General features: G+C 69.0%; 20 protein-coding genes. 11 read left to right on the top strand and 9 right to left on the bottom strand.

Annotated elements, in window-relative coordinates; all coding sequences use genetic code 11:
• The first annotated feature begins 85 nt into the window (after positions 1-85).
• Positions 86-1,255 (top strand): S8 family serine peptidase, encoded by a 1,170-nt coding sequence (locus B0293_RS29895; protein WP_005154276.1) that lies wholly within the window; start codon positions 86-88, stop codon positions 1,253-1,255.
• 67 nt (positions 1,256-1,322) lie between these two features.
• On the opposite strand, the gene B0293_RS29890 is transcribed toward B0293_RS29895, so the two are convergent.
• From B0293_RS29890 to B0293_RS29865, 6 genes are all read right to left on the bottom strand, one after another.
• Positions 1,323-1,700 carry a hypothetical protein gene (locus B0293_RS29890; protein ID WP_005154277.1) on the bottom strand — a complete coding sequence of 126 codons (378 nt, stop codon included), beginning with the start codon at positions 1,698-1,700 and terminating at the stop codon, positions 1,323-1,325.
• Between the two features lie 10 nt (positions 1,701-1,710).
• Positions 1,711-3,057, bottom strand: coding sequence for an alpha/beta hydrolase (locus tag B0293_RS29885; RefSeq protein ID WP_039916562.1), 1,347 nt, complete (start codon positions 3,055-3,057; stop codon positions 1,711-1,713).
• Between the two features lie 30 nt (positions 3,058-3,087).
• A complete protein-coding gene (locus tag B0293_RS29880; protein ID WP_077241420.1) occupies positions 3,088-4,407 on the bottom strand; it encodes a WXG100 family type VII secretion target in 1,320 nt (439 codons plus the stop codon).
• Positions 4,404-4,808: a hypothetical protein gene (locus B0293_RS29875; RefSeq protein WP_005155350.1), complete on the bottom strand. Its 405-nt coding sequence runs from the start codon at positions 4,806-4,808 to the stop codon at positions 4,404-4,406. The genes B0293_RS29880 and B0293_RS29875 overlap by 4 nt, the downstream gene beginning before the upstream one ends.
• Positions 4,809-4,917: 109 nt before the next feature.
• Positions 4,918-5,220 carry a hypothetical protein gene (locus tag B0293_RS29870; RefSeq protein ID WP_005155348.1) on the bottom strand — a complete coding sequence of 101 codons (303 nt, stop codon included), beginning with the start codon at positions 5,218-5,220 and terminating at the stop codon, positions 4,918-4,920.
• Between the two features lie 21 nt (positions 5,221-5,241).
• Positions 5,242-5,583 (bottom strand): WXG100 family type VII secretion target, encoded by a 342-nt coding sequence (locus B0293_RS29865; RefSeq protein WP_073848466.1) that lies wholly within the window; start codon positions 5,581-5,583, stop codon positions 5,242-5,244.
• Between the two features lie 230 nt (positions 5,584-5,813).
• Between B0293_RS29865 and B0293_RS29860 the strand changes: the two genes are divergently transcribed.
• Together B0293_RS29860 and B0293_RS29855 are read left to right on the top strand one after the other, a co-directional pair.
• Entirely contained in the window at positions 5,814-6,767 is a 954-nt protein-coding gene (locus tag B0293_RS29860) for a hypothetical protein (protein WP_039917051.1), read from the top strand.
• 79 nt (positions 6,768-6,846) lie between these two features.
• The gene (locus tag B0293_RS29855) at positions 6,847-7,638 is read left to right on the top strand and encodes a hypothetical protein (protein ID WP_245191919.1); all 792 of its coding nucleotides are present in this window, start codon (positions 6,847-6,849) and stop codon (positions 7,636-7,638) included.
• Positions 7,639-7,735: 97 nt separating this feature from the next.
• Here B0293_RS29855 and B0293_RS29850 read toward each other — a convergent pair whose 3' ends face one another.
• A complete protein-coding gene (locus B0293_RS29850; protein WP_039916989.1) occupies positions 7,736-8,434 on the bottom strand; it encodes a S1 family peptidase in 699 nt (232 codons plus the stop codon).
• Between the two features lie 154 nt (positions 8,435-8,588).
• Between B0293_RS29850 and cpt the strand changes: the two genes are divergently transcribed.
• The gene (gene cpt, locus B0293_RS44365) at positions 8,589-9,440 is read left to right on the top strand and encodes a chloramphenicol phosphotransferase CPT (protein WP_245191918.1); all 852 of its coding nucleotides are present in this window, start codon (positions 8,589-8,591) and stop codon (positions 9,438-9,440) included.
• 50 nt (positions 9,441-9,490) lie between these two features.
• Here the strand turns inward: cpt and B0293_RS29840 are convergent, their stop codons facing one another.
• Entirely contained in the window at positions 9,491-10,528 is a 1,038-nt protein-coding gene (locus tag B0293_RS29840; protein ID WP_039917041.1) for an HNH endonuclease signature motif containing protein, read from the bottom strand.
• Between the two features lie 856 nt (positions 10,529-11,384).
• Between B0293_RS29840 and B0293_RS29835 the strand changes: the two genes are divergently transcribed.
• Positions 11,385-12,074, top strand: a complete 690-nt coding sequence (locus tag B0293_RS29835; RefSeq protein ID WP_245191917.1) for an ANTAR domain-containing protein — start codon at positions 11,385-11,387, stop codon at positions 12,072-12,074.
• Positions 12,075-12,085: 11 nt separating this feature from the next.
• On the opposite strand, the gene eccCa is transcribed toward B0293_RS29835, so the two are convergent.
• Positions 12,086-16,027, bottom strand: a complete 3,942-nt coding sequence (gene eccCa, locus B0293_RS29830) for a type VII secretion protein EccCa (RefSeq protein ID WP_005155316.1) — start codon at positions 16,025-16,027, stop codon at positions 12,086-12,088.
• A gap of 153 nt (positions 16,028-16,180) precedes the next feature.
• On the opposite strand from eccCa, the gene B0293_RS29825 reads away from it, so the two are divergent.
• Genes B0293_RS29825 through eccD form a run of 6 tightly spaced genes read left to right on the top strand, consistent with a single transcriptional unit; the run spans position 16,181 to position 21,651 of the window.
• A complete protein-coding gene (locus B0293_RS29825; RefSeq protein ID WP_005155314.1) occupies positions 16,181-16,957 on the top strand; it encodes a WXG100 family type VII secretion target in 777 nt (258 codons plus the stop codon).
• A 20-nt stretch (positions 16,958-16,977) separates the two neighbouring features.
• Positions 16,978-18,060 (top strand): hypothetical protein, encoded by a 1,083-nt coding sequence (locus B0293_RS29820; protein WP_005155311.1) that lies wholly within the window; start codon positions 16,978-16,980, stop codon positions 18,058-18,060.
• Positions 18,061-18,078: 18 nt separating this feature from the next.
• Positions 18,079-19,428 (top strand): WXG100 family type VII secretion target, encoded by a 1,350-nt coding sequence (locus tag B0293_RS29815; RefSeq protein WP_005155310.1) that lies wholly within the window; start codon positions 18,079-18,081, stop codon positions 19,426-19,428.
• A gap of 14 nt (positions 19,429-19,442) precedes the next feature.
• Positions 19,443-19,952, top strand: a complete 510-nt coding sequence (locus B0293_RS29810; RefSeq protein WP_005155308.1) for a hypothetical protein — start codon at positions 19,443-19,445, stop codon at positions 19,950-19,952.
• A complete protein-coding gene (locus tag B0293_RS29805) occupies positions 19,949-20,278 on the top strand; it encodes a YbaB/EbfC family nucleoid-associated protein (RefSeq protein ID WP_005155307.1) in 330 nt (109 codons plus the stop codon). The genes B0293_RS29810 and B0293_RS29805 overlap by 4 nt, the downstream gene beginning before the upstream one ends.
• Entirely contained in the window at positions 20,275-21,651 is a 1,377-nt protein-coding gene (eccD, locus tag B0293_RS29800; RefSeq protein ID WP_005155306.1) for a type VII secretion integral membrane protein EccD, read from the top strand. Before B0293_RS29805 ends, eccD begins: the two co-directional genes overlap by 4 nt.
• The last annotated feature ends 55 nt before the right edge of the window (positions 21,652-21,706 follow it).

The raw sequence follows: 21,706 nt of genomic DNA, 5'->3' as shown, positions 1-21,706 counted from the left end.
GATCCGCCGAATACCCCAGAAGGACTTCCGATGGCAACCACTGGCAAACTAGAATTCCCTTGTGTGACAAGGGGATTCTGGAGGAATGGTGGGCTTTGCCGGTAAAAGTGCCGTCGCGGGAGGCGTTGCTTTCGTAGCACTGCTCGGCACTCCCGTCCCGTCGGCGGCGGTCGCCGAGCAGTGCGCGAACCCGACCGGCACCTACACCGCGGCCGTCCCGTGGGGACAACGGCTGATCGATCCCGCCCGGATCTGGCCGCTGTCCCGCGGCACCGGTCAGCTGGTCGCGGTGATCGGCACCGGCGTCGACCGGAGCAACGGCCAGTTCGCGTCCGGTCAGCTCGTCGGCGGCCAGGGCACCGAGTCCGACGACTGCGACGGCCGGGGCACGATCGCCGCCGGGATCGTCGGCGCGCAACCGGATCCGTCCACGACCTTCGTCGGGATCGCGCCCGGCGCCAAGATCCTGCCGATCCGCTACACCCAGGCGAACGGTGGCGGTGACCCCGGGCAGCTCGCGTCCGCCATCGAAACGGCGCTGAACCGCGGCGCGGGGATCATCCTGATCGCCGTCCCGGCCGCTTCCGACAGCCCCGCTCTCGGCGGCGCCGTCTCCCACGCCAAGGAGAAAGGCGCGCTGATCGTCTCCCCTGCGGCGGGCACGCAGCAGGGCCAGACGTCGTATCCGACGGCGACACCAGGCGTGCTCGCCGTCGGTTCGACCAACCAAACAGGCGAAGCGGTGCAGACGGAATCCGGTTCCTACGTGGGGATTTCCGCGCCCGGCGCCGAACTGGTCAGCACGTCCGCGGGCGCGGGCGGCACCGTCGCGCACCGGTGGCCGGTGAGCGACCCGAGCCTGGCCGCGGCGCACGTGGCGGGCGTCGCGGCGCTCGTCCGCGCTTATCACCCCGATCTGTCGCCGGAGCAGGTCGTCGCCCGGCTGACGCTGACCGCGCACCGCGGGCCGAGCGGTGGGCACGATCCCCGGCGGGGCTGGGGCGCGCTCGACGCCTACGCCGCCGTTTCCGCCGCGATCCCGGCCGACACACCCGGTCCGGGAGGACCGCCGAGCGTCGGCCCGGACACCTACGTCGTCCCTGCCGCGGCGCCCGCTCGTGCGGGAACCGACAAGGTCTCCGGTGTGCTCGCGATCGTCGGGGTGGCCACCGCGATCGCGGCGGGCGTGGTGGTGGCGGCGGTCCGGCGGGGCAAGCGCCGGGGCTGGCGGCCTTCGCGATTTCGCGCCTCGTGAGCGGCAGCGGAGTACTGGGGGACTCCACTGCCGCTCACGAGGTCTTTTGCGACCCCCGGGGTTTTCTCTAGGGGACGGATACGCAGGCCGTCGAGCCCACGATGGCCACGCCGTCGCCGGCGCGGGAGACGTGCACGTTGAAGTCGGCGCCGTCGCGGCTGAACTGCGCGATCAGCTCACGCGGGTTGCTGCGGTCACGCGCCCGCCAGCCCTGACCCTCCAGCATCGGCAAGACGACGTCGACGAGTTTGCGGACCGCGTCGGACGCGTCGTCCACGCGGAGACCGTACTGCCAGCAGAGCAACCGGCCCGGCTGGGTCGGGTCGCAGTCCAGTTCGCCTTCGACGGTGCGTTCCGCGGTGGTGCCGAAGGTGCCGGCCACGCCGTCGATGACCGCCGTCAGATCCTCGGCCAGCGGGTCGAGTTCGGTGTTCCTGGTGATCATCTGGTGCTCCTCACAAACCCCGGCCAACGCCCTCGACGACCATCTCGCCCAGCGAGCCGCCCGTGAAGCCCTCGTGCGTGAGCGGTCCGCCCGTGATCACACCGTAGATGTTGTTCCAGGAATCGGAACCCGGTTTGAGCACCCCGCTGTGGGAATCGAAGCCCCACTGCAGGTCGCCGTTCGCGTCACGGCCGGTTTCCAGTTCGACGACGCCGGGGAAGCGGTCGGGGTCCGCTCCGTGCCCGGCGCCGAGCCATTCGATGAGGCCCGCGTTGCCCTGCGCGACCACGATCGGGTCGAAGGGGGCGGTCATGGAGTACCGCTGCACACCCGCCTGGCTCGCCGGGAGATCGCTCGGGCTCCAGATCCCGTGCCCCATGCCCGCGGACTCGACGTGCAGCACCCGGTCGGCCCGCAGACCGAGCTGCTCCGCGAGCCCCACGGTCGCGCCGCCGTAGCTGTGCCCGACGGCGGTGAGCACGGTGTCCGGCCCGGCGTGGCTGTCGATCTGCCCGCGCAGTTCGTCGCCGAACGCCTTGAGATCGGGCGCCATCGTCTGCGCGTAATGCGCCGCGGGTCCTTCTGTGACGACGTTCTGGGGGAAGACCCCGTCGGCCCAGACCACCATCGCGGTCCGCCCGGTGGCGTCCGCGGCGACCAGGCTCTTGCCGAGATCCGCGTAGCTCTGGAAGTTCTGGAACGAGGTGTTGACGCCGGGGACGAAGAGACCGACGTTGCGGGTGCCCGGTTCGATCCGGCCGACAAGTTCGGCGATGCGCCCGTTGCCGGACGGGTCGAACCGCAGGATCTGCCGGTCGTTGGCGATGATGTCCTCGTACAGCGCGATCCTGGTGCGCGCGTTCGCGATGTCGCCGGCTTTCCCGCCGTTCGCGAGGAGGTTCGCGAGCCGCTCGCGTTCGGACGTCAGCGCGTCGGCGACCTTCGTGCGGTTCTCGGCGATCGCGGTGGCCCACTGCCCGGTGTCGGCCGCGCCGCCGACGCCCGCCGGATTCCCGGCCTTGGGCAACGGGTTCTCCGGCATCAACGCCCGGTATGACGCGGCGACCTGGACGTCGGCGCGCCGGTAGCCGCCCGCGGCCGACGTCAGACCCTGGTGGATCACCGTCGCCCTGGTGATCTGGCCGTCGAGTTTGCCCGCGACGTCCTTGATCGTCTTGGTGTAGGTCGCCGAAGCCGCGCTGGACGCCGAAACCTGACCGAACGCGGTGGCGGGGACGTTCTCACCCGCCAGCGCGGTCTGCGCCGTCTTGAGCACGCCGGCACGCTGTTCGAGTTCCGCCGCCGCCGCTTCGAGCCTGGCGGGGTCGACTCGGTAACCGCCCGCACTGGATGCCATCACCGAGCCGCCTCTCCGATTTCAGGGGAATCAGTACTGTTCGGGTTCTTCGCCGAGGACGGCCGGAGCGACCGGGGACGACTGACCCCAGACGTTCTCGGTCTCCACGAGCCACGGCGGGATCCGTCGTCCGGAGCCCATGTCGCCGCCCGCGCCCATGCCCATCGGCATCATGGGCATCATCGGCATCGCGCCCTTGGCCGCCGCCGCGCCCGCGGCACCGGCGGCCCCACCCGCGAGCCCGCTCATCGCGCTGCCCGAGCCGCCGTCGCCTGCCAGACCGGAGAACGCGGCCGGTGCTTCGCCGGGCCCGGAGATCCCGCCACCGCCCGCGCCGATGGCGCCGCCGTCCAGCGAAGGCGCGCCGCCCCCGCCGATCGGGATGCCGCCGCCCGCGCCACCCGCGGTCGCGCCCGCCGAACCGGCCCCGCCGCCGACGGGCTCACCGTTCTTGTCCTTGTCCTTGCCCTCGTTCGGGTTCTTGCCGTTGGCCCACCCGGGCACGCGCGGCATGATCGAACCGAACCGGCCGAACGCGGCGGCCGAAGCCGCCGCGAGACCGGCGGTGAACATGTCGCCGAACAACGGGTTCGATTTGGGCGGCTGGCCCGGCTGCCCGTTGGTGGGCGGGGTCGAGCCGTCCGAGGGCAGCGGGTGGGTGTTGTCACCGGGCACCACGCCGACGCCGGGCGTGCCGACGATGTTGTTGCCGACAGAACCGCCGCCAGGGGCCGCGCCGCCACCGGTGACCGGCGGCGGGGCGACGGCGTTCGGCGAGGCCGGAATGGACTCCTCCGCCGTCGTGTAGTCGCCCGCGAGCTGGGTCATCACCACGATCGCCTTGCTGTGCGCGGCGTTGGCCGCGCCCGCTGCCTGCTGCTGCGCCTCGACGTTCGAGATGGCCTGCTGCCGCTGCTGGGCGGCGTTCATGATCATCGCGGGCGACGAGTCCGCGGGCAGCAGCGGCGGGTTGACCGCCAGCGCGACGTCGGCCGGGGAGACGTCCGGCACCGCGACCGGCGGCGGCATCTCCTTCTTGGCCTTCACCAGCGCGTCCGCCGCGTCCTCGAGGAGGTGGTTCATCGCGTGCGCGGTCTGGGCGACCTTGCGGATTCCGCCGACCAGGTCGGTGATCATCGTGTGGTACTTGTCGGCGGCACCGCCGGTCCAGCTGCCGGAGAAGTCCTTCAGCTCGCCGGTCAGGTTCTCGGCCTGTTCGAACAGCCCCGAGCCGGTGGACTGCCATTTGTGGGCCGCGTGGCGTGCCGTGTTGGGGTCGCCCGCCTGCAGCATCGCGTAGAGCTGCTGGTGCGAGTAGGCGGCGAAGTTCGTGTGCGCGGTGTCGGTCATCCCTTGTTCCCCCCGCCGTTCGAGCCGCTGTTGCCACCCAGCACGCCGCCGAGGGCGTTGAGCAGCGGATCGAGCAGCCCGGTCTGCTGGCTGGAGTGGTTCATGTCGCCCGCGACCGAGTCATCGGCCGCGGCGTAGCCGTCCGCGACGGTCGTGGTGACGTCCTGCGCGAAGGTGATCGCGCCCTTGACCTGGTCCAGCAGCCCCTGCATCTCGGCGACGGCCGCCTGATGTGCCTTGTTGAGGGAACCCGCCTCCCCGAACTCGCCGAACAACAGCGGCTGTTCGCTCAGGGTCAGCAGGAAGTCGTTCGGCTTGGACATCGCATGGATCTGGGTCTCCAGTTCCCGCACGAAGTCCTTCAGCGATTCCAGATGGACGTAGTACGACTGGTCTTGCATTGATCCCGGCTCTCTCGTGATCGGCCATGCCAACAAAGGACGACTACGCGCAAAGCCGGCCGGCCGGTGCCGAGGGGGGTGAAAGCACCGGCCGGCCGACGGATGGGGATCAGCCGGCGAACAGGCCCTGGTTGCGGTTCTCCAGGCTGTGCTGGAGATCGTGGGCGTCGCCGACCTTGCCACCGAACTGCGCGATGATCGCCACGATGTCCGCGGTGGCCTGGCGCAGGCGGGTTTCAGACGCACGGGCGGCCTCACCGGCGGAGCTGCCGGAGGCGTACCAGGTCTGGGTGATGGGCTGCAGGTTGGTGTGCAGCTGTTCGAGCTGGGAGGTGAGCGCCTTGGCCTTGGCGGCCAGCGAGGCCGAGCTGTGCTGCAGCGCGGCGAAGTTGATTTCGACGACGTCAGCCATGATTGGTGGTCCTCTCGCGGATCAGGGGTTCAGCCGGTGGATCACGGTCTGGTCGACGGTGCCGCTGACCCCGGTCAGGCTTTCCCGGACCTGCTCGTCACCCGAGTTGTAGTTCCGGTTGCTTTCGTGCACGAGACGCGACATGGTGTTGAGCTCGTTCACGGCGATGGTCATCTTCTCCTGCAGACGGCGCTGCAGGTCCCAGAACGCGACCGCCTGGTCACCCTTGTAGTTGTGCAGGGTCTGGGTCAGCTCGCTCTCCAAGCTGGCCATCGTGGTCTTGGCGTTCGACGCGGTTTCCTCGAACCCCTGGACGGCGCGCGCCATCGCAGCTGCGTCTGCCTGATATCCCGTACCGGTCATTGATGGGCCACCTCCTCTCATCTCGCTGGAAATCCCGGTGAGCACCAGGGGACGCCCTGTCTGCTCTTGTGAAGGACACGCTAGAAAAGAGGGGAGTGCGGTCAAACGGCACAACTGCCGGTTACGGTGACGGCACTATTACCCACAGGTCGGCGGTAGGGCCTTCCCCACCTTCGATCAGGGGGAGTACTCCAGTGTTCGATGTGGAGCTCCCCGGCACTCTCGATTCCATGGTGGACAAGGGATCCAGGACAGTACTGCATCGCCCGCTGATGATCTTGGCGGCCGCGATGGCGGTGCTCGGCGTGATCGCGCTCGGCGGTCTCGTTTTCGACGATCGCAGCCTCGTCAACGCGCCCATTTGGCTCAAACCGCTCAAGTTCACGATTTCCGTGGGGCTCTACGCGGTGACGCTGGCCTGGCTGATCGGCCAGCTGGCCCGGGGCAAGCGGGTCGGATGGTGGCTCGGGACGGTGTTCGCGGTCGGCCTCGGCATGGACATGGCGCTGCTGTTCTGGCAGATCGCCGTCCGTGGCCGGACACTCCACTTCAACCAGGAGACCCCGGTCGACCAGTGGATCAACAACATGGTCGCGAACGGCGCCTTCACCGGCTGGGGAGCGTCAGCGGCCATCGCGGTTCTCCTGCTGTTCCAACGTCTTCCCGACCGGGCGATGAACTCCGCGTTACGCGCGGGCGCCGCGTTGTCGGTCGCCGGCATCGGGATCGCGCTGCTGATGTTCGGGCCGAACGAACAGCAGAAGGCCCAGTTCCGCTCCGGCGAACGGCCGTCGATCGTCGGAGCCCACGCCGTCGGGGTGCCCGACGGCGGCCCGGGGCTGCCGGTGCTGGGGTGGAGCACCGTGGGCGGGGACATGCGCATCCCGCACTTCTTCGGGATCCACGCGATCCAGGTGCTGCCGCTGGTCGCCTTCGGGCTGCTGAAGCTCTCGCGGCGGTATCCGGTGCTCGAATCGGACTTCGTGCGGCGGAATCTCGTCCGGACCGCTTCGGTGGGCTTCGCGGGGTTGCTGGTACTGCTCACTTGGCAGGCCCAGCGGGGGCAGTCCATCGTGCACCCCGACTTCTGGACGCTGGCCGCGGGCGCCGGGATCATCGCCGTCGTGGCCGCCGGCTCGGCCCTTTCGCTCCGGGCGCCGCGGCCGATGCACCAGTTGACGTGATCTTCGCCGGATCTCCACGAAATCCACTCGGGACTTCCTCCGGAATCGGATAACTTTCGATCCGATGAAGGGGGTAAGCGTGACTGGAACACGGACTTACGGGCGGTTTTCGGGCAGACGCGCGGGCGTGGTGCTCACCGCCGCGGCGGTGCTGATCGGTGGGGTGGCTTGTTCGTCGTCGCCCGGTTCGGACGGGTCACCGGGGGCGTCCGATGCGGGCAAACCGGCGGCACCCGAGACGTTCGGCCCGGCGGGATATCGCGGTCTGACGCTGGGGATGGCCAAGGACGCCGCGCTCTCGGGCGGCAAGCTCGCTTCGGCGCCGACGTCCACTTTGGATGGTTGTACTGATTTCTCCTACACCGGCGGCCCGGCACCCGACCCGGCGCGGATGAAGGCGGAGGCCGACGTCGAGGCCAAGGCCAAGGACCTGAACAAGAAGGCGGACGAGCTCGAGGCGGATCCGGAGCCGAAACCGGGCGCGTCCGCGGAGGAAAGCGCCAAGTCGGCGGAGAAGTCCGCCAAGGACGCGCAGTTGTTCGCCGACGCCGCGCTCGCGTCCGCCGATCTGGCGGGCAAGCGGGAAGAGCGAGACAAGGCCTTCGTGGCCGCCGGTGGTGCCTCGTTCGGCAAGGACGGCCTGCGTGAACTCGCCGCTCCTGCGGAAGCGAAGACGGCCGAGGGGATCGGCGCAGGTTCGTCGCTGGCGGAACTGAAGACGGCCTACGACGCCAAGGGGATGAAGGCCGGCGGCAACGGCCGATTCCAGGTGCCTCTCGACGGGAAACCGGACTGGGTCTTCGAGTTCACCGTCAACGGCGACAAGGTCGGCTCGGTGTCGATGATCAACCCGAAGTCGAAGTGCGCTTGATCCAGAAGCGTTGCTGAATCAAGCGTTTTGGGGAGCGGGGGGAAGGGGGCCGTTCGGTTGCGAACAGCCCCCTTCCCTTTGTCGTCGGACTTCGCGGTCAGACTCCCGCGGTGGTGCGGATCCAGCTGCGGCTCGCCGCGACGCTGGCGTAGTTCTGGGTACCCTGCGGGTCCGTGCCGGAGTTGCTGCCGGTCGAGCAGACGCCGACCTGGACGCCGCCCGAGAGCTGCGGGCCGCCCGAGTCGCCGTGCCACGCCGAACCGTTGACGCCGACGCTGGCGATGGCCTGGCCGCCGTAAGCGTCGCTGCTGGTTCCGGTGATACGGACGTTGGCCGTCTTCAGCACGCTCGACGGCGGGTTGTTGCCCTGCGTGCGACCCCAGCCGTAGATCTGGTTGGTGGAGCCGTTGGCCGGGTTCGCGGTGCCGAGCTTCATGTAGGTGGTGCTGACCGCGGTCTTGAGGTGCAGCAGCGCGATGTCCCCGCTGGGGGCCGCCTTCTGCTGGTCCACCTCGGCGTTCGTGCCCTGCTGGAGGTTGACGTTCCCGACCTTCACATGCATGCCGGGAGCGTTGAGGCAGTGCTTCGCGGTGAGGACCCACTGCGGCGCGATGATGGTGCCGGAGCAGTTGAAGCCGCCGTACGCGGTGGCGTCGTTCCAGTAGATCTGGGCGCCCCACGGAGCTGAACTCACGGTGCCGCCGCCGATGATGTCCTGGCCCGCGTTCGCGGCAGGGGTGGCGGCAACGGTCAGCGCCGCGGCGGCACCGGCCACCGCTGCGACAATCTTGGACATACGCATGAATACGCCCTTCGGCCTGCGTCGGGGAGTTCCGTTTCGACTCGAAACGGTTTCACCAAGTTATGCTGCGGTAAGGGCTTTTGTAACCTACCGAAGTCGGTAAGCGGTGCGAGGAAAGTATTGGGCCGTCCGGGTGGGATAGTCGGGTGTGGACATCGATGACCGACTGGCTGACGTCAGGTTCCGGCCCTCCGTGTATGGGATCGCGACGCTTCGGGACGCTTGCGTCTTCTTGTACGGGTTCGACGCGGCTTCGGGGAACCGTGTTCTGCGCGGTTTTCAGCAATGGGTGGATCCGGGTCCTTTGGCGTGGGCGTCCGTTGTATCCGGTTTGCTGGAAAAGCGTGATCCGTCGTTCTCGGGCCTTGATGACGCGGCACAGGTGGCCGCGCTGTTCGATCTGGTCGCGGAGTTCCGTGCGGAGCGAGGTGACCCTCTGCCTGGGCCGCCGGCGCCCACGCGTATTCACGCGGCGACCCGGGTGATCGTCCTGAACGGTGGGTCGAGTTCGGGTAAGTCGACGATCGCCCGGTGTCTGCAAACGGTGCTACCGGAACCTTGGCTCACCTTGGGTGTCGACACCTTGATCGACGCCATGCCTGCCTCGGTGGACGAGGGTATCGACTTCGCGGTGGACGGCGGGGTGAGCGTCGGGTTCGGTTTCCAACGGCTCGAACACGCGTGGATGACCGGTGTCGCGGCGATGGTGAGGGCGGGGGCCCGGGTCATCGTCGACGACGTGTTCCTTGGTGGGGCAGCGTCACAACAGCGGTGGCGCGATGCGTTGGACAGTGCTGGGCTCGAGGTGCTGTGGGTCGGAGTCCGGTGCGGCGGTGCTGTGGCCGCGGCGCGGGAGACCGTGCGTGGGGATCGGGTCACGGGAATGGCGGAGACGCAGGCCGAGTCAGTGCATCGGGGTGTGGTTTACGACCTCGAAGTCGACTCGGGAGCGAATGATGCCCTGGTCTGCGCCCGGGAGATCGCCGCACGGATCAAGTGACTTTCCGGGCGGCCTGTGCGGCGGCGCTCCACTGTGGCCGGCTCGCGGGTTCAGGCCGCCGGTTCGTCTTCTTCCGGTTCGATGCGGGGTTCGTGGAGTGGTTCGGGTGTCGTGGTGTAGGTGTGCCCGCTGGGCGTGGTGATGATCATGCCGCCGTTGCCGGTGGGTTCGGCCGACCATCCGGGTTCTTCCTTGAGCAGGTTGTGGATCCTGCAGTATCCGTGGCCGTTGTGGTGATCGGTCTTGCCGTTGCGGGCCCGGGCGATGATGTGGTCGATCTCGGAGAACTCGGCGGGGCGGTGGCAGCCGGGATGGGTGCACTCCCGGTCCCTCGCCTTGATCAGCCGGGCGAGCGAGGCGGGGAACCGATAGGACTCCGCACCCGCCTCGAGTACCTGCCCGGTAGCGGGATCGGTGATCAACCGCGACCACGTCGATTTGGGGTTCGACGCGATCTCGCGGACGAGCCAGTCCGGGATGGGTCCGTAGCCGGCGAGGAACGCGGGATCCTTGCGGGCACCGGTCAGGGTCAACAGGTCCACATAGACGTGGATGTGTGGACGTGGCTTGCCGCGGCCGTTCTCGGCGAGCAGGCGTTCGGCGAACACGTCTGCGCGGTGCTGTTCGAGGGTGCGGGACTTGTCCGTTCTCCGCCGTGTCTGTGCGGCACGGCTCATCGAGGCGTAGATCGAGCCGGCGACCTCGGTGGGGAGATGGCCGGAGAGTGTGGACATGGTCTCGTCCTCGTGTTTCAGCGACACGCGCCGCAGGGCGCGTTTCTTCGCCGCTCGCTCCCGATAGCCGTCGGGATCGAACTTCTGCACCGCGTAGTTCACCGACCCGCGGATCGCCGCGGGGTCGCGCTCGGCCAGGCGTTTGGCCATGAACTCGTCCACCTGCGTGGCGACCTCGTCCGACACGTCCCTGGTCAACTGGGTGACCTTCGACGCCTTGAATAGGTCGATCTCACCCTTGTCCAGCGCTGCCAACGTGTTCGGCAGCCGGGACACCAAGGCGCAGGAGATCTCCAGCAGGAGGAACGCGCGATTTCGTGAGACCGAGAAGCGCAACGCGACTTCCTCGGTCACCGATCTTCGCGAACCGCCCACGGCGGCGAACTCGGCCAACGCCCGCACCTGACGACCCTGCGATCCTCGAAGCGAAACCTCTTCGGCGAACGCGGTGTCCAGGAAATGAGCGGCTTTCAGATTGTGAAGAAGAGTTTGGGTCATGGCTGTGATCTTACTCGAACGTGAGTTCGATCACCACTGAATCGGTGATCGGGTTTACGCGGAGAGTGAACGGGCATCTGTGAACACTTTGCGACAAGTCCGATCGGCTCGGCAGGGAGGGGAGGAATTGGATCTGGTGTCGCGTATTTCGCGAAAAACCCGATTCTGTCAGGCCTTTCCAGGTGCGATGAAAGTTTTTCCTTCAGGCAGGCCATCTTCCGCGAAGCCGCTGAGCGGTCCGGAGCGAAATCCTTGGCGATGTCAGGAAATAGAAGGAATTCCCTGACATCGTGGATGCCGTCAGCCGGTCTTCTCGCCCGAACCCGCAGTGAAGATCGAGCCGTACTGATCGCCCGATTCCCGGGCGTCCCGGCGAGAATCGGGCCGCTCGTCACCCGGGTGGGCGAGCAGTCGGCCCGTAGACCTGGATGGCCCTATATGGGTACCCGGAATCCGGTGTAGCGTCGTGGCGGCATCGTGAGGTCGCGCGACGGCCTGGCCCCAGTTGGAGCGGACCTCGGACGGGTCAACGGAAGCAGAGGAGTGCACTCCTGTCAGCGGGCACGAAATGACCTCCCCCGAGGTCACCCGGTTCCCGCGTGCTGACGAGTGCGGACCGACCCGGCGACGTTGGGCGTGGGCTATCCCTGATTGGCGACTTCCAGTGCCAGCCACAGAACGAGAAGCATGCATCGCCGAAGCCACCGCGGACTTGTCGAGCCGAGCCGCGGATTTCGACGCCCTGGATCTGCTCCACGATCTGACCCACCACGCGAACGTTCTCCTGCGGGTTCAAGGCGCCGGCACCACCGTGGTCGACGATCGCGGCCAGGTGCACTACGCCACCGCGTCCGACGAACGATGCCGAGGACTGGAGGAAGTCCAGGTCGAGATCGGCGAGGGACCTAGCCTGGACATCGCCCGCACCAACGCCGTCCTGCCGCCGATCGGGTTCTGCGCCGGGAGTCCGGGCGCGGAACACTGGCCGCGGTTCGCCCCGCACGCGCGCGAGGCGGGTGTGGTCGCGATCGCGGCGGTGCCGTTGCGCACCAGGGACACCACGGTGGGCGCGCTGAACCTGATGAACACCGGACAGCCGGTGATACCCGTGACGGACCTGCGCATCGCCCAGGCCTTCACCGACGCCGCCATGGGCTGTTTCGCGCACCACTACAGGGTGAACGGCCTCGAACAGGTCGTCAGCCAGCTCGAGGGGGCGCTGCACAGCCGGGTCGCGATCGAACAGGCCAAAGGTGTGCTGTCCGAACGTTTCCACATCCCGCTGGACGAAGCGTTCGCGCGCCTGCGCGGGCATGCCCGAAGCCGGAGCATGAAACTCAAAGCCCTGGCGACCGACGTCGCCCACGGGCGTGGCCCCTCCGAACTGAACCTTCAGCGATGACGGGACGGAGCTCAGTCCTCCACGGGTTTCGTCCAAGCGACCTGGACCAGTCCGGTCCCGTGCCGCCGCGAGACCAGCACGCCCCGCCCCGCGGGCTGGGGCCCCGGCTTGACGTCTCCGAGCAGCGCGCCCTCGTCCCGCGATCCGGACATCACGAGACCGGGTGAACCCAGCTCGCGGATCCGCTGCAGCACGGGTTCGAACAGCGAACGACCGGCGCCGCCGCTCCCGCGCGCGACGACGAGGTGGAGCCCGATGTCCCGCGCCTGCGGCAGGAATTCCAGCAGCGGCAGCAACGGATTCCGGCCGACGGTCGCGACCATTTCGTAGTCGTCGACGAGTACGAACAGATCCGGTCCCCGCCACCACGACCGGTTCCGCAACTGCTCGGGCGTGACCTCCGAACCGGGAAGCCGGTTCTGCATCGCCTGCCGGCATTGGTCGATCAGCCCGGTCAACGCGGTTTCGGAACCGGCGTAGCCGAGCAGATGCGATTCCGGCACCGCACCCAGCATCCCGCGCCGGTAGTCGGCGACCACGATCGCCGCTTCGTCCGGTGAGTACTTCGCGGTGATGCCCTGCGCGATCGCGCGCAGAAGCGAACTCTTCCCGGATTCCACGTCGCCGAAGGCCACGAAATGCGGTTCGGTGGCGAAATCGAGATACACCGGTCGCAGATTCGATTCCGCGATGCCGAGCGTGACCTGCTTGCGCGGTCCGGCGTCCAGTGAATCCAGCGGTACCTCGGCGGGGAGCAGACGCACGGCAGGTGCTGGATTTCCCTTCCAGGCCGCGGAAATCCGCCGGTTCAGATCAAGACCACCGGCACCGACCGTATCCGGCCGCTGGTCCGAATCGATACGCGGGAGTGCCGCGAGGAAGTGCAGCTTGTCGGCGGTGAGCCCGCGTCCCGGCCGGTCCGCCGGGACGTTCTGCGCGATCTTGCGGTCGATCAGCGAGTCGGCGGGCTCACCGAGCCGTAGCTCGAGCTTGGTGCCGATGGCGTCGCGCAGCGGCGCCCGCATGCCCATCCACTGGTTGATCGAGACGACGACGTGGATGCCGAAACCGAGCCCGCGTGACGCCAGGCTGGTGATCTGTTCCTCCAGCTGTTCGTACTCCTGGCGGATCGTGGTCCAGTTGTCGACGAACAGGAAGACGTCGCCGAATTCGCGGCCTTCCGTGCTCTCCTGGAACTCCTTGCGCCGCTGGCGGAAGGTGGTGATCGATTCGATCCCGTTGGCGGAGAAGAACTCCTCACGCTGCTCGAGCAGGGTCGTCAGCTCGGCCACCACCCGGCGGCAACGCTGGGCGTCGCGCCGTGTCGCGTAGCCGGACACGTGCGGCAGCCCGGCGATCGGCGCCAGCGCGCCACCGCCCATGTCCAGCACGAACAGCTGGACCTCTTCCGGGGTGTGGGTGAGCGCGAGCATCGCGGCGATGTCGCGCATCAGCGTGCTCTTGCCGCTCTGGGGCGCGCCGACGATCAGCGCGTGCCCGGCGGCGCCGGAGAAATCGGCCCACAGCATGTCGCGACGTTGTTCGAAGGGCTTGTCGACCAGGGCGACGGGGATCATCAGCTTGCCGTTGCCGCCCCAGCCCAGCGGGCACAGCCCGCGTTCGGGATCTTCGCCGAGCGGCGGCAGCAGCTGGTCGAGGGTGGGCGGTTCGGCCAGCGGCGGCAGCCAGATCTGGTGCGCCTCCGGGCCTTTGCCTTCGATCCGCGAGATCATCGCGCCGATGATCGTCTCGCCGGTGCCCTTCTCGACCGGTTCCTCCGCCTCGACGGTCACCGGGATCTCCACCGGCGCCAGCGTGAACGGCATGAGACCGAGGCTCTGGCCGTCCTTGCGCACGATCTTGCTGCGCGGCGGCAGTTCTCCGGAGACGTAGGCGGCCTTGAGCCGGATGAGGGTGTCGTTGTCGGACTTCAGATACGCCGAACCCGGCACGGGCGGAAGCTGGTAGGCGTCCGCGACACCGAGCACCGCGCGGCTTTCCGACGCGGAGAACGTCCGCAGGCCGATCCGGTACGACAGGTGCGAGTCCAGGCCGCGCAGCCGTCCTTCTTCCAGCCGCTGTGACGCCAGCAGCAGGTGGATCCCGAGACTCCGCCCCAGCCGGCCGATCGCGACGAACAGGTCGATGAACTCCGGCCGCGAGGACAGCAGCTCGCTGAATTCGTCGATGATCACCAGCAACGACGGCAACGGCCGCAGGTTGACGCCGGATTCCCTGGCCTTTTCGTAGTCCCGCACCGACGCGTAGTTACCGGCCGCGTGCAGAAGCTCCTGACGCCGCAACAGTTCGCCGTTCAGCGCGTCCGCCATGCGGTCGACCAGCGCGAGATCGTCGGACAGGTTCGTGATGACGGCGCAGGTGTGCGGCAGCCCGGTCATGCCCGCGAACGTCGCGCCACCCTTGAAGTCGATCAGCGCGAGATTGAGCTTCTCCGACGAATGCGTGACGGCGAGCGCGGTGACCAGCGTCCGCAGCAGTTCGCTCTTGCCGGACCCGGTCGCGCCGATGACCAGCCCGTGCGGGCCCATCCCGCCTTCCGCCGACTCCTTGAGGTCGAGGTCGACCGGCCTGCCCTCGGGGTTGATGCCCAGCGGGATCCGCAGCCGGTCCCGCGCCGAACGCGGCGCCCAGGTGACGGCGGTGTCGGTGTCGCGCGGATCGCCGATGCCGAGCAGCCCGGCCAGTCCGAACGTCGCCGACATCGGCGCCTCGCTGACCACGGCCGCCCCTTGGAACAACGGCGTCAGCATCCGGGCCAGTGCCTCGGCGGCCCCTCGGTCGAGGGTGTCCGGCACGCCAAGGAACCCGAGCCGTTGCTCGCTGCCGTCACCGACGACCATCCCGAGCTGCTCCGGGCTCATGTGCAGGCTAAGCAGCCGTTCGGACGACACCGACCGGGGCTGCTCCGCGCCGATCTCCACCACCGTGACGCCGAGCCTGCCCTCTTCGGCGACGAGCCGCGCGTCGGCGAGGGTGTGCCCGCCGTCCACGATCACGACGATGTGCGGCAGGTCCAGCCGGGAGTCCGGTCGCCGGGTGAACGCGGGCCGGTCGCCGAGATCGGGTCCGAGGAGATCGGCGAGCTTCCCGGAGGCGGCGTCGACGAGCCGTCGCGGACCGGCGGCGTCGGCCGCGGTGGAGGCGACGTGCGGCAGCCACTTCGCCCATTCCCAGTCGTGCAGCCGGTCGTCCTTGACGCACAGCGCGATCCGCAGGTCGCCGGGTGAATGGAAGGTCGCGAGCTGGGTCAGCAGCGCCCGCGCGGTACCGAGGGTGTCCGGGCGGCGGCCGGACAGGCTGACCTGCGCGAACGACCGCAGCGAGATCGCGACCGGGAGCCCGTCGACCGTCGAGTAGGTCCGGATGAAGTGCTTGAGGTTCGTCGAGCACACCGGGTCGAGGTCTTCCAGCGGCACGGTTTGCGGTGCCTTCAACGGCGTCGCGAGCCGCTGCGGCCCCGTCCCGACCCGCACCTGCGCGAACTGCGAGTCGGACCGGCGACGGTCCCACAGCTTCCCTGTCTCGATGTACGCCCACAGATCCGCCGGGTCGGGCTGCAGCGCCGCCATGGCCGCGCGCTGGTTGTCCGCGATGTCGCGGACCTGGCCGCGCAAACCGGTCAGATAGCGCTGGTAGTCCCGGCGTTCCTCGTTGATCTGTGCCTTCTTCTGCGCGCCGCCGCGCCCGAGCGACATCACGACCATGCCCACCATCGCGGTGAGGAACAACGCGCCGAAGATGTACGTCATCACCCCGCCGTCGCGTCCGATGTAGACGAACGACATGGCGCCCATGCCCAGCATCATCGGCATGAACATCAGCAGCTGCATGGCTCCGCCGGAGGAGCCCTTCGGCAGCATCGGCGGGGACTGCAGGACGATTTCACCGGGCTGTTCGCCCAGGGCCGGCAGGCGGTCGCGAGTGGCGCTCATCAGGGTCTTTCTGGCCGCTTGTGGGTAATCCTGCCGATCATTCTGGCCACTCGTGCCGCCGTTGCGGTGGGTACTTTTGCCGTCCGCTCACGTCTGGTGGCGAACTTACGCTGCTGGTCAACGCAGACGTGGGGGAACGAGAAAAGGAGAGCCATGGTCGGCACGGGCGAGTACCGGGCGGAGCCCGAGGCCATGCGCTCGGCGGTCGGGAACCTGGGCGGCATCATCATGCAGGGCATCAATGTCGTCGCCGACCTCGAACGCACCGTTCTTCAGCCGATGTCGTTCGCCACGTTCGGCAGCGCGGTGGCGGCGGCCAACACGGCCATGCAGAGCCAGCAGGTGGTCGCGGTCCGCACGCTCCTGCAGCTGCTGCAGCAGATCAACGGGTTCGTCAAGAGCAGCGCCGACGCCTACCAGGCCGCCGACGAGGCGGTCGCGGGCGGATACGGCGGCCGCCCCGGTGGCGGCGCGGGGTCGACGTCGTCGATCTGGGGGAACTCGCACGCCTCCGAACTGGCGACGCTCGCCATCAACGACAGCGCCGGCGGCAACGGCGAGCCCTCGTCGGTCGGCAATGTCCTGCGCTACCTGGGGGACGCGCAGCTGGGACAGCTCGGCGACCACCCGATCACCGACACGCGGTTCCACGGCGTCTCGGACTTCAACGACTGGCTGGCCGGTGACGCCGACAACCAGGCGCGGGTCGGGGTCATCGAGGTCTACGCCGGTACGGCGCGCAACTTCGGGGACGTGCCCGGCGGGGTGCACAGCGGCGATGTCGTCGTGGTCGAGCCGCTCCTGTTCTCCGACAGCAAGCCGATCATCGCCATCGCCGGAGAAGGCGGGCTGCTCTACAACCACGGAATCGTCCAAGCGGACATCAACGGCCTGGCGAAGGTCAGCGTCTACCGCCCGGCTTCCGTCTGACTTCCGGCCTGAGGAGCGACATGCTGACTTACCCCAATTCCAGCGCGATGGACGCGACCGCGGGCTCGGGCGGGCCGATCACCATCCTGCCGCAGATCCTCACCGGCCAGCCGGAACAGATCGCGAAGCACGTGCTCGAGGTGCTCAAGAAGGCCAACGAATTCCTCACCATGTACAACGAGGTGACGAAGGCCGCCGAGCAGCTGGGCAAGATCTGGTCCGGCGGCGCGTCGGACTCCGCGCTGAAGAAGATCACCGATTCCCTGAACTCGCTGACCAAGATCATCCAGGTCGTGCAGAAGGGCGCCGAGCTGCTCGGCATCGCCGGGACGCTGATCAAGACCGCGCAGACCGCCTACAAAGCGGTGGTCTCGGCGGTGAACCCGACGGTCGCGGGCCTGATGTCGAATCCGTGGACCTACGGTGCCGCCGTCGCGCTTTCCACCGCCACCAGTGCTTCGCTGCGCGCGTTCATCACCGCGATCGGCGCGCTGCTGAAGGCGCTCGGCGTGGTCGACCTCGCCAACCAGATCACCCAGATCGCCCAGATCATCGGCGAGGTCCAGAAACTGTTCGGGCACAACGACGCCGGGGACAACGGCGCGGCGGGCAACTCGGCGGTCTCCGGCACCCCGGTCACCAACCCGCAGGCGCCGGGCTCGGTCGCCAGCGGTTCGGGGCAGGCCGCGATCGGCGGTTCCGGCGGGGGCGCGGGCGGCGGTGCGGGCGGTGCTTCCGGTGGTGGGACGACGCCGGGCGAGACGCCGCCGTTCACCCAGTACCGGCCGCCGGCGCTGGGCGGCAACGGATCCCAGGGGAACTGGCCGGGCGGCGCCGACGCCTGGATCCCGGTGGACAGACCCTCCGGCGGGGGCTCGGGTTCCGGCGGCTCGTTCCCGGGAGCGGGCGCGGGCGCGGGTGCGGGTGCGGGCAGCGGGAACACGGTCACCATCACCACCGACCTGAGCACCGGCAAGTCCACCGTGCAGGCGCCGGGCGGGCAGGACATCGATATCGACATCGACATGAACTACGGCGGCAAGCACTTCGAGCAGCACATCGACATCGACGCAGGGGCCGACTCACCGGCGAAGGGCAGGTAAACCGTGTCGGGGAGCGGTGTGGTCGACGCGTCGGGCGTCGTCAGCTCGATCCTGTCGAACTACCGGCGGCTCGTGGTCGAGTACCAGCGGCGGGTCACCGGCGATCCCTCGGCGCTGAACGCGGCGGGGCAGCGGTGCGGCGAGCGGGCGTCGACGGTTTCCGGCCGGGCGGACGAGATCGGCAAAGCGGCGAAGGCGCTCAACGCGTCCTGGGAGGGCGACGCCTACACCGCGTTCGCCACGTCCGCGGCGAAACTGAGCCAGGAACTCACCGAGCTCGGCACGAAACTGAGCGACCAGTCGAACCGGCTGCGCGCGGGCGCACAAGCCTTGCAGGGCGCGAAGTCCTGTGTGGACTCCATCCTCGCCCAGTTCGACCAGTACGCGGCGCAGCTCACCAGCCAGGCGCGGACGGCGAACGCGAACGCGGTCAACGCCTTCATCTCCGCCGCCCGCCAGCTCGGCGAACGGGCCGCGCAGGCGGCGCAGGAGATCGCCGACGAGCTGAGCGAAGAACTCGCGCGGCTGTTCCCGCCGGAGGGCACCGGCCGGATCGAGCACGAACTCGGCAAATGGGGCCGCGGCCCGTTGTACTGGCTCAACGGTGAGGCGCTCGACGGCCGCAAGCGCCCGCGGTCGCATCCTTCCTGGTTCGGCAACTCCGGCTGGAAGAAGCTGACCTGGGACGGTCTCGAAGGCACACGCGCCCCGCGCGCCGGTGACACGCCGTTCGGCAGGCCGAAGCCGGAAGGCCTGCGTGACAAGGCCTGGGGCAACACCGAGATCACCTACGCCAAGTGGAAGCAGGAGCAGGACGGCTTCACCCCGGGCTGGGACGCCAAGGTCTCCTCGCAGGGCTGGGACGTCAAGGCGTCCGGTCACGCCGAATTGGCCGCCTTCAAGGAAGAGCTCGAAGGCAAGAAGGAATGGGGCGTCGCTTCGGGCAGCGCCAAGGGGACCGCGTTCCTCGGCGGCGAGGTGAACGGCTCGCTCCAGGCTGGCGCGCACGGTGTCGGCGTGCACGCCAACGCTTTCGTCGGGGGTAAGGTCGAAGGCGAGCTCGCGGCGGACGTGGCCGGAGTGGGCGTCGGCGCGAGCGGCACTCTCCAATACGGACTCGGCGCGCAGCTCGACGGCCAGGCGGTTTACGACGCCGGGCACATCAAGGTCAACTTCAAGGCGGGCGTCGCACTCGGTCTCGGTGCCGGGATCGGCGCGAAGATCGACATCGACCTGCCGAAGATCGCGGACACCGTCGGCGAGTACGGCGGCGCGGCGGTCGACGCGGTCAGCGGCGCGGCGGGCCAGGCGGCGGACGCCGTCGGCGAAGCGTGGGACGACGCGGTCTCCTACGTGGGCACGTGGTGACGGGAATGAGTGCTATGGCGACGCAGGACCGGGTTTCCCTCCCGCTCGGATTCGACATCCCCGAAGGCTGGGTCCCGGTCGAGCCGTCGTCCGTCGGCGCCGAGGGCGCGGCTTTCGTGGCCGTCCATCCCGGAACGGACTCGGAGTTCACCCCGAACATCACCCTGAGCGTCGGGCAGCGGCCCGACCAGGCGCAGATCACCGACATCGCCGACGAGGCCGTCGAACGCCTCGGCCGGTCGATGGCCGCGCTCGAAGTGGTGCGGCGCAAGGTGATCGGTACCGGGATCGCGCCGGGGGTGACGCAGGTGCTGCGCATCCGCACCGGCGAGGGACAGGACCTCGTCCAGACGCAGGTGCACCTGACCGTGCCGGGGGAGAGCCCGGCCGAGCGGCTGATCCTCGAGATCGCCTGCACCGCAACGCCCGAGGCGGCCCGTGGCCTCGGCGACGACTTCCGGCGGTTCGTGGGCAGCGTCCACGTCCGGCGGGATTCCACCGCAGATGAAGGAGAAGATTCGTGACCACCGACCCCTACGCCATGCCGGACATGGACGAGTTGCTGGACCAGGTCCGCAAGCAGACCGAAGAGGTGCAGCGCATCCAGCGTTCGGTCGAGGCGATGGAGGTCAAGGCGCACTCGCGGCAGAACGAGGTCACCGTCGTGCTGCGCGGTGACGGCCGGTTCACCTCGATCGACATCGACCCGCGCGCGCTGCGCCAGTACGACGCTCGCAACATCTCGGAGATCGTGCTGGAGGCGGTCAACAACGGGCTGCAGAAACTGGCCGAGGCCAGTAGCGCCAAGTTCGCCCCGGTCATCGAATCCGCCAAGTCGATCGAAGCATGACGGCCGCGATCGCGGGCTCCACCCGGCGCGTCACGGTGGTGACACCGAGGGCGCGCGTCGACGTGGCGCTGCCGCAGCAGAGCACGTTCGCCGAACTCGTCCCGCAGCTCGTGCGGCTCGCGGGCGCTTCGGGGCAGGCGTCGGCCGAGCATCCCGGTTGGGTGCTGTCGCGGCTCGGCGGCGCTCCGCTCGCGCTCGGGCTCACGGTCGCCGCGGCACAGGTACGCGACGGCGAAGTCCTCCATCTGACCCCGCGGGAACGCCCGCGGGGTCCGTTGCTGTTCGACGACGTCGTCGACTCGATCGCCAGCGTCGCCGAGACGGGCACCGGCCGCTGGGGTCCGTCGGTGGCGCGCAAGGCGGGCATCGTCGCGTCCGTGGTGCTGCTGCTCGCCGGTGGCCTGCTGGTGCAGGCGGCGGCGTCCGGCAGTGTGCTGGCGCCGATCGGGACCGGGCTGCTCGCACTGGTCCTGGTGCTGGGCGGTGGCGCGCTGAGCCGCGCGTACGGCGACGCGGAGGCCGGTGCCGCCGGCGCGCTCGCCGGGGTCGGGGCGGCGCTGCTGGCCGGGATGTCGATCCTGCCGCCGCATCCGCTGTTCTCGCTGTCGGCCGGGCCGCTGGCCGCCGGGCTCGCCGTGGTGACCGTGTACGGCGTGATCGCGGCCGTTTCGGTGGCGGACCGGCTGCCGTGGTTCGTCGCGGTGACGGTGTCGGCCGGGTTCGGCGCGATCACCACCGCGATCGTCCTGCTGGCCGATGTCCGCCCGGTTTCGGCGGCCGCCGTGGTCGCCGTCGTGGCGACGGCGCTGGCCGCGGTGGCGCCGATGATGGCGCTGCGGCTCGGCAGGCTGCCGCTGCCGCGGGTGCCCGACGACATGGACGCGTTCCGCGCCGACGAGAACCCTTCGCTCGGCGAGGACATGATCGGCGGCACGACCTACGCGCAGGCGTTGCTGACCGGGCTGCTCGTCGCGCTCGGCTTCACCGTTGTCTCGGCTTCGGTGGTCCTGGCGTCTTCCGGCGGGGCTTGGGAAGCGGGCTTGTGCGCGCTGCTGGGGCTGGCGCTGATGTTGCGTTCGCGCGCGTTCGCCGGCCGCTCGCAGCGGCTCGTGCTCATCGGGTTCGGCGCGGCCGCCCTGGCGTCGGCCGGTTTCTGGCTCGCCGCGGGCGGTCCGCGTTCGTTCGTTTTCGCCGCGGGCTGCGCCGTCGTCGTCGCCGCGGGCGTCTGTCTCACGTACGCGACCCGTGTCGCGAAGGGACGCCGTTCCCCTTACTGGGCGAGGACTCTCGACATCGTCGAGTTCCTGGTGCTGCTCTCGCTGATCCCGTTCGTCGGCATGATCGCCGGGGTCTACGAGGCCGTCCGGGGCTGAACGCGGTACGCCGTGGAGGGCTCCTTCCCTACCCTCAGAGAGGAAAGGAACCCTC

The sequence above is a fragment of the Amycolatopsis azurea DSM 43854 genome (assembly GCF_001995215.1).
In the GTDB taxonomy this organism is placed as follows: domain Bacteria; phylum Actinomycetota; class Actinomycetes; order Mycobacteriales; family Pseudonocardiaceae; genus Amycolatopsis; species Amycolatopsis azurea.
This window is presented reverse-complemented; position numbering and strand designations above follow the sequence as displayed.

Bases quoted from the DNA above. Each gene is read 5' to 3' on its own strand.
- B0293_RS29850 (WP_039916989.1), bottom strand. From the start codon at position 8,434: ATGTCCAAGATTGTCGCAGCGGTGGCCGGTGCCGCCGCGGCGCTGACC.
- B0293_RS29880 (WP_077241420.1), bottom strand. From the start codon at position 4,407: ATGACCGACACCGCGCACACGAACTTCGCCGCCTACTCGCACCAGCAG.
- B0293_RS29890 (WP_005154277.1), bottom strand. From the start codon at position 1,700: ATGATCACCAGGAACACCGAACTCGACCCGCTGGCCGAGGATCTGACG.
- eccD (WP_005155306.1), top strand. From the start codon at position 20,275: ATGACGGCCGCGATCGCGGGCTCCACCCGGCGCGTCACGGTGGTGACA.
- B0293_RS29895 (WP_005154276.1), top strand. From the start codon at position 86: ATGGTGGGCTTTGCCGGTAAAAGTGCCGTCGCGGGAGGCGTTGCTTTC.
- B0293_RS29865 (WP_073848466.1), bottom strand. From the start codon at position 5,583: ATGACCGGTACGGGATATCAGGCAGACGCAGCTGCGATGGCGCGCGCC.
- B0293_RS29825 (WP_005155314.1), top strand. From the start codon at position 16,181: ATGGTCGGCACGGGCGAGTACCGGGCGGAGCCCGAGGCCATGCGCTCG.
- B0293_RS29810 (WP_005155308.1), top strand. From the start codon at position 19,443: ATGGCGACGCAGGACCGGGTTTCCCTCCCGCTCGGATTCGACATCCCC.
- B0293_RS29860 (WP_039917051.1), top strand. From the start codon at position 5,814: ATGGTGGACAAGGGATCCAGGACAGTACTGCATCGCCCGCTGATGATC.
- B0293_RS29885 (WP_039916562.1), bottom strand. From the start codon at position 3,057: ATGGCATCCAGTGCGGGCGGTTACCGAGTCGACCCCGCCAGGCTCGAA.
- B0293_RS29870 (WP_005155348.1), bottom strand. From the start codon at position 5,220: ATGGCTGACGTCGTCGAAATCAACTTCGCCGCGCTGCAGCACAGCTCG.
- B0293_RS29875 (WP_005155350.1), bottom strand. From the start codon at position 4,808: ATGCAAGACCAGTCGTACTACGTCCATCTGGAATCGCTGAAGGACTTC.
- eccCa (WP_005155316.1), bottom strand. From the start codon at position 16,027: ATGAGCGCCACTCGCGACCGCCTGCCGGCCCTGGGCGAACAGCCCGGT.
- B0293_RS29820 (WP_005155311.1), top strand. From the start codon at position 16,978: ATGCTGACTTACCCCAATTCCAGCGCGATGGACGCGACCGCGGGCTCG.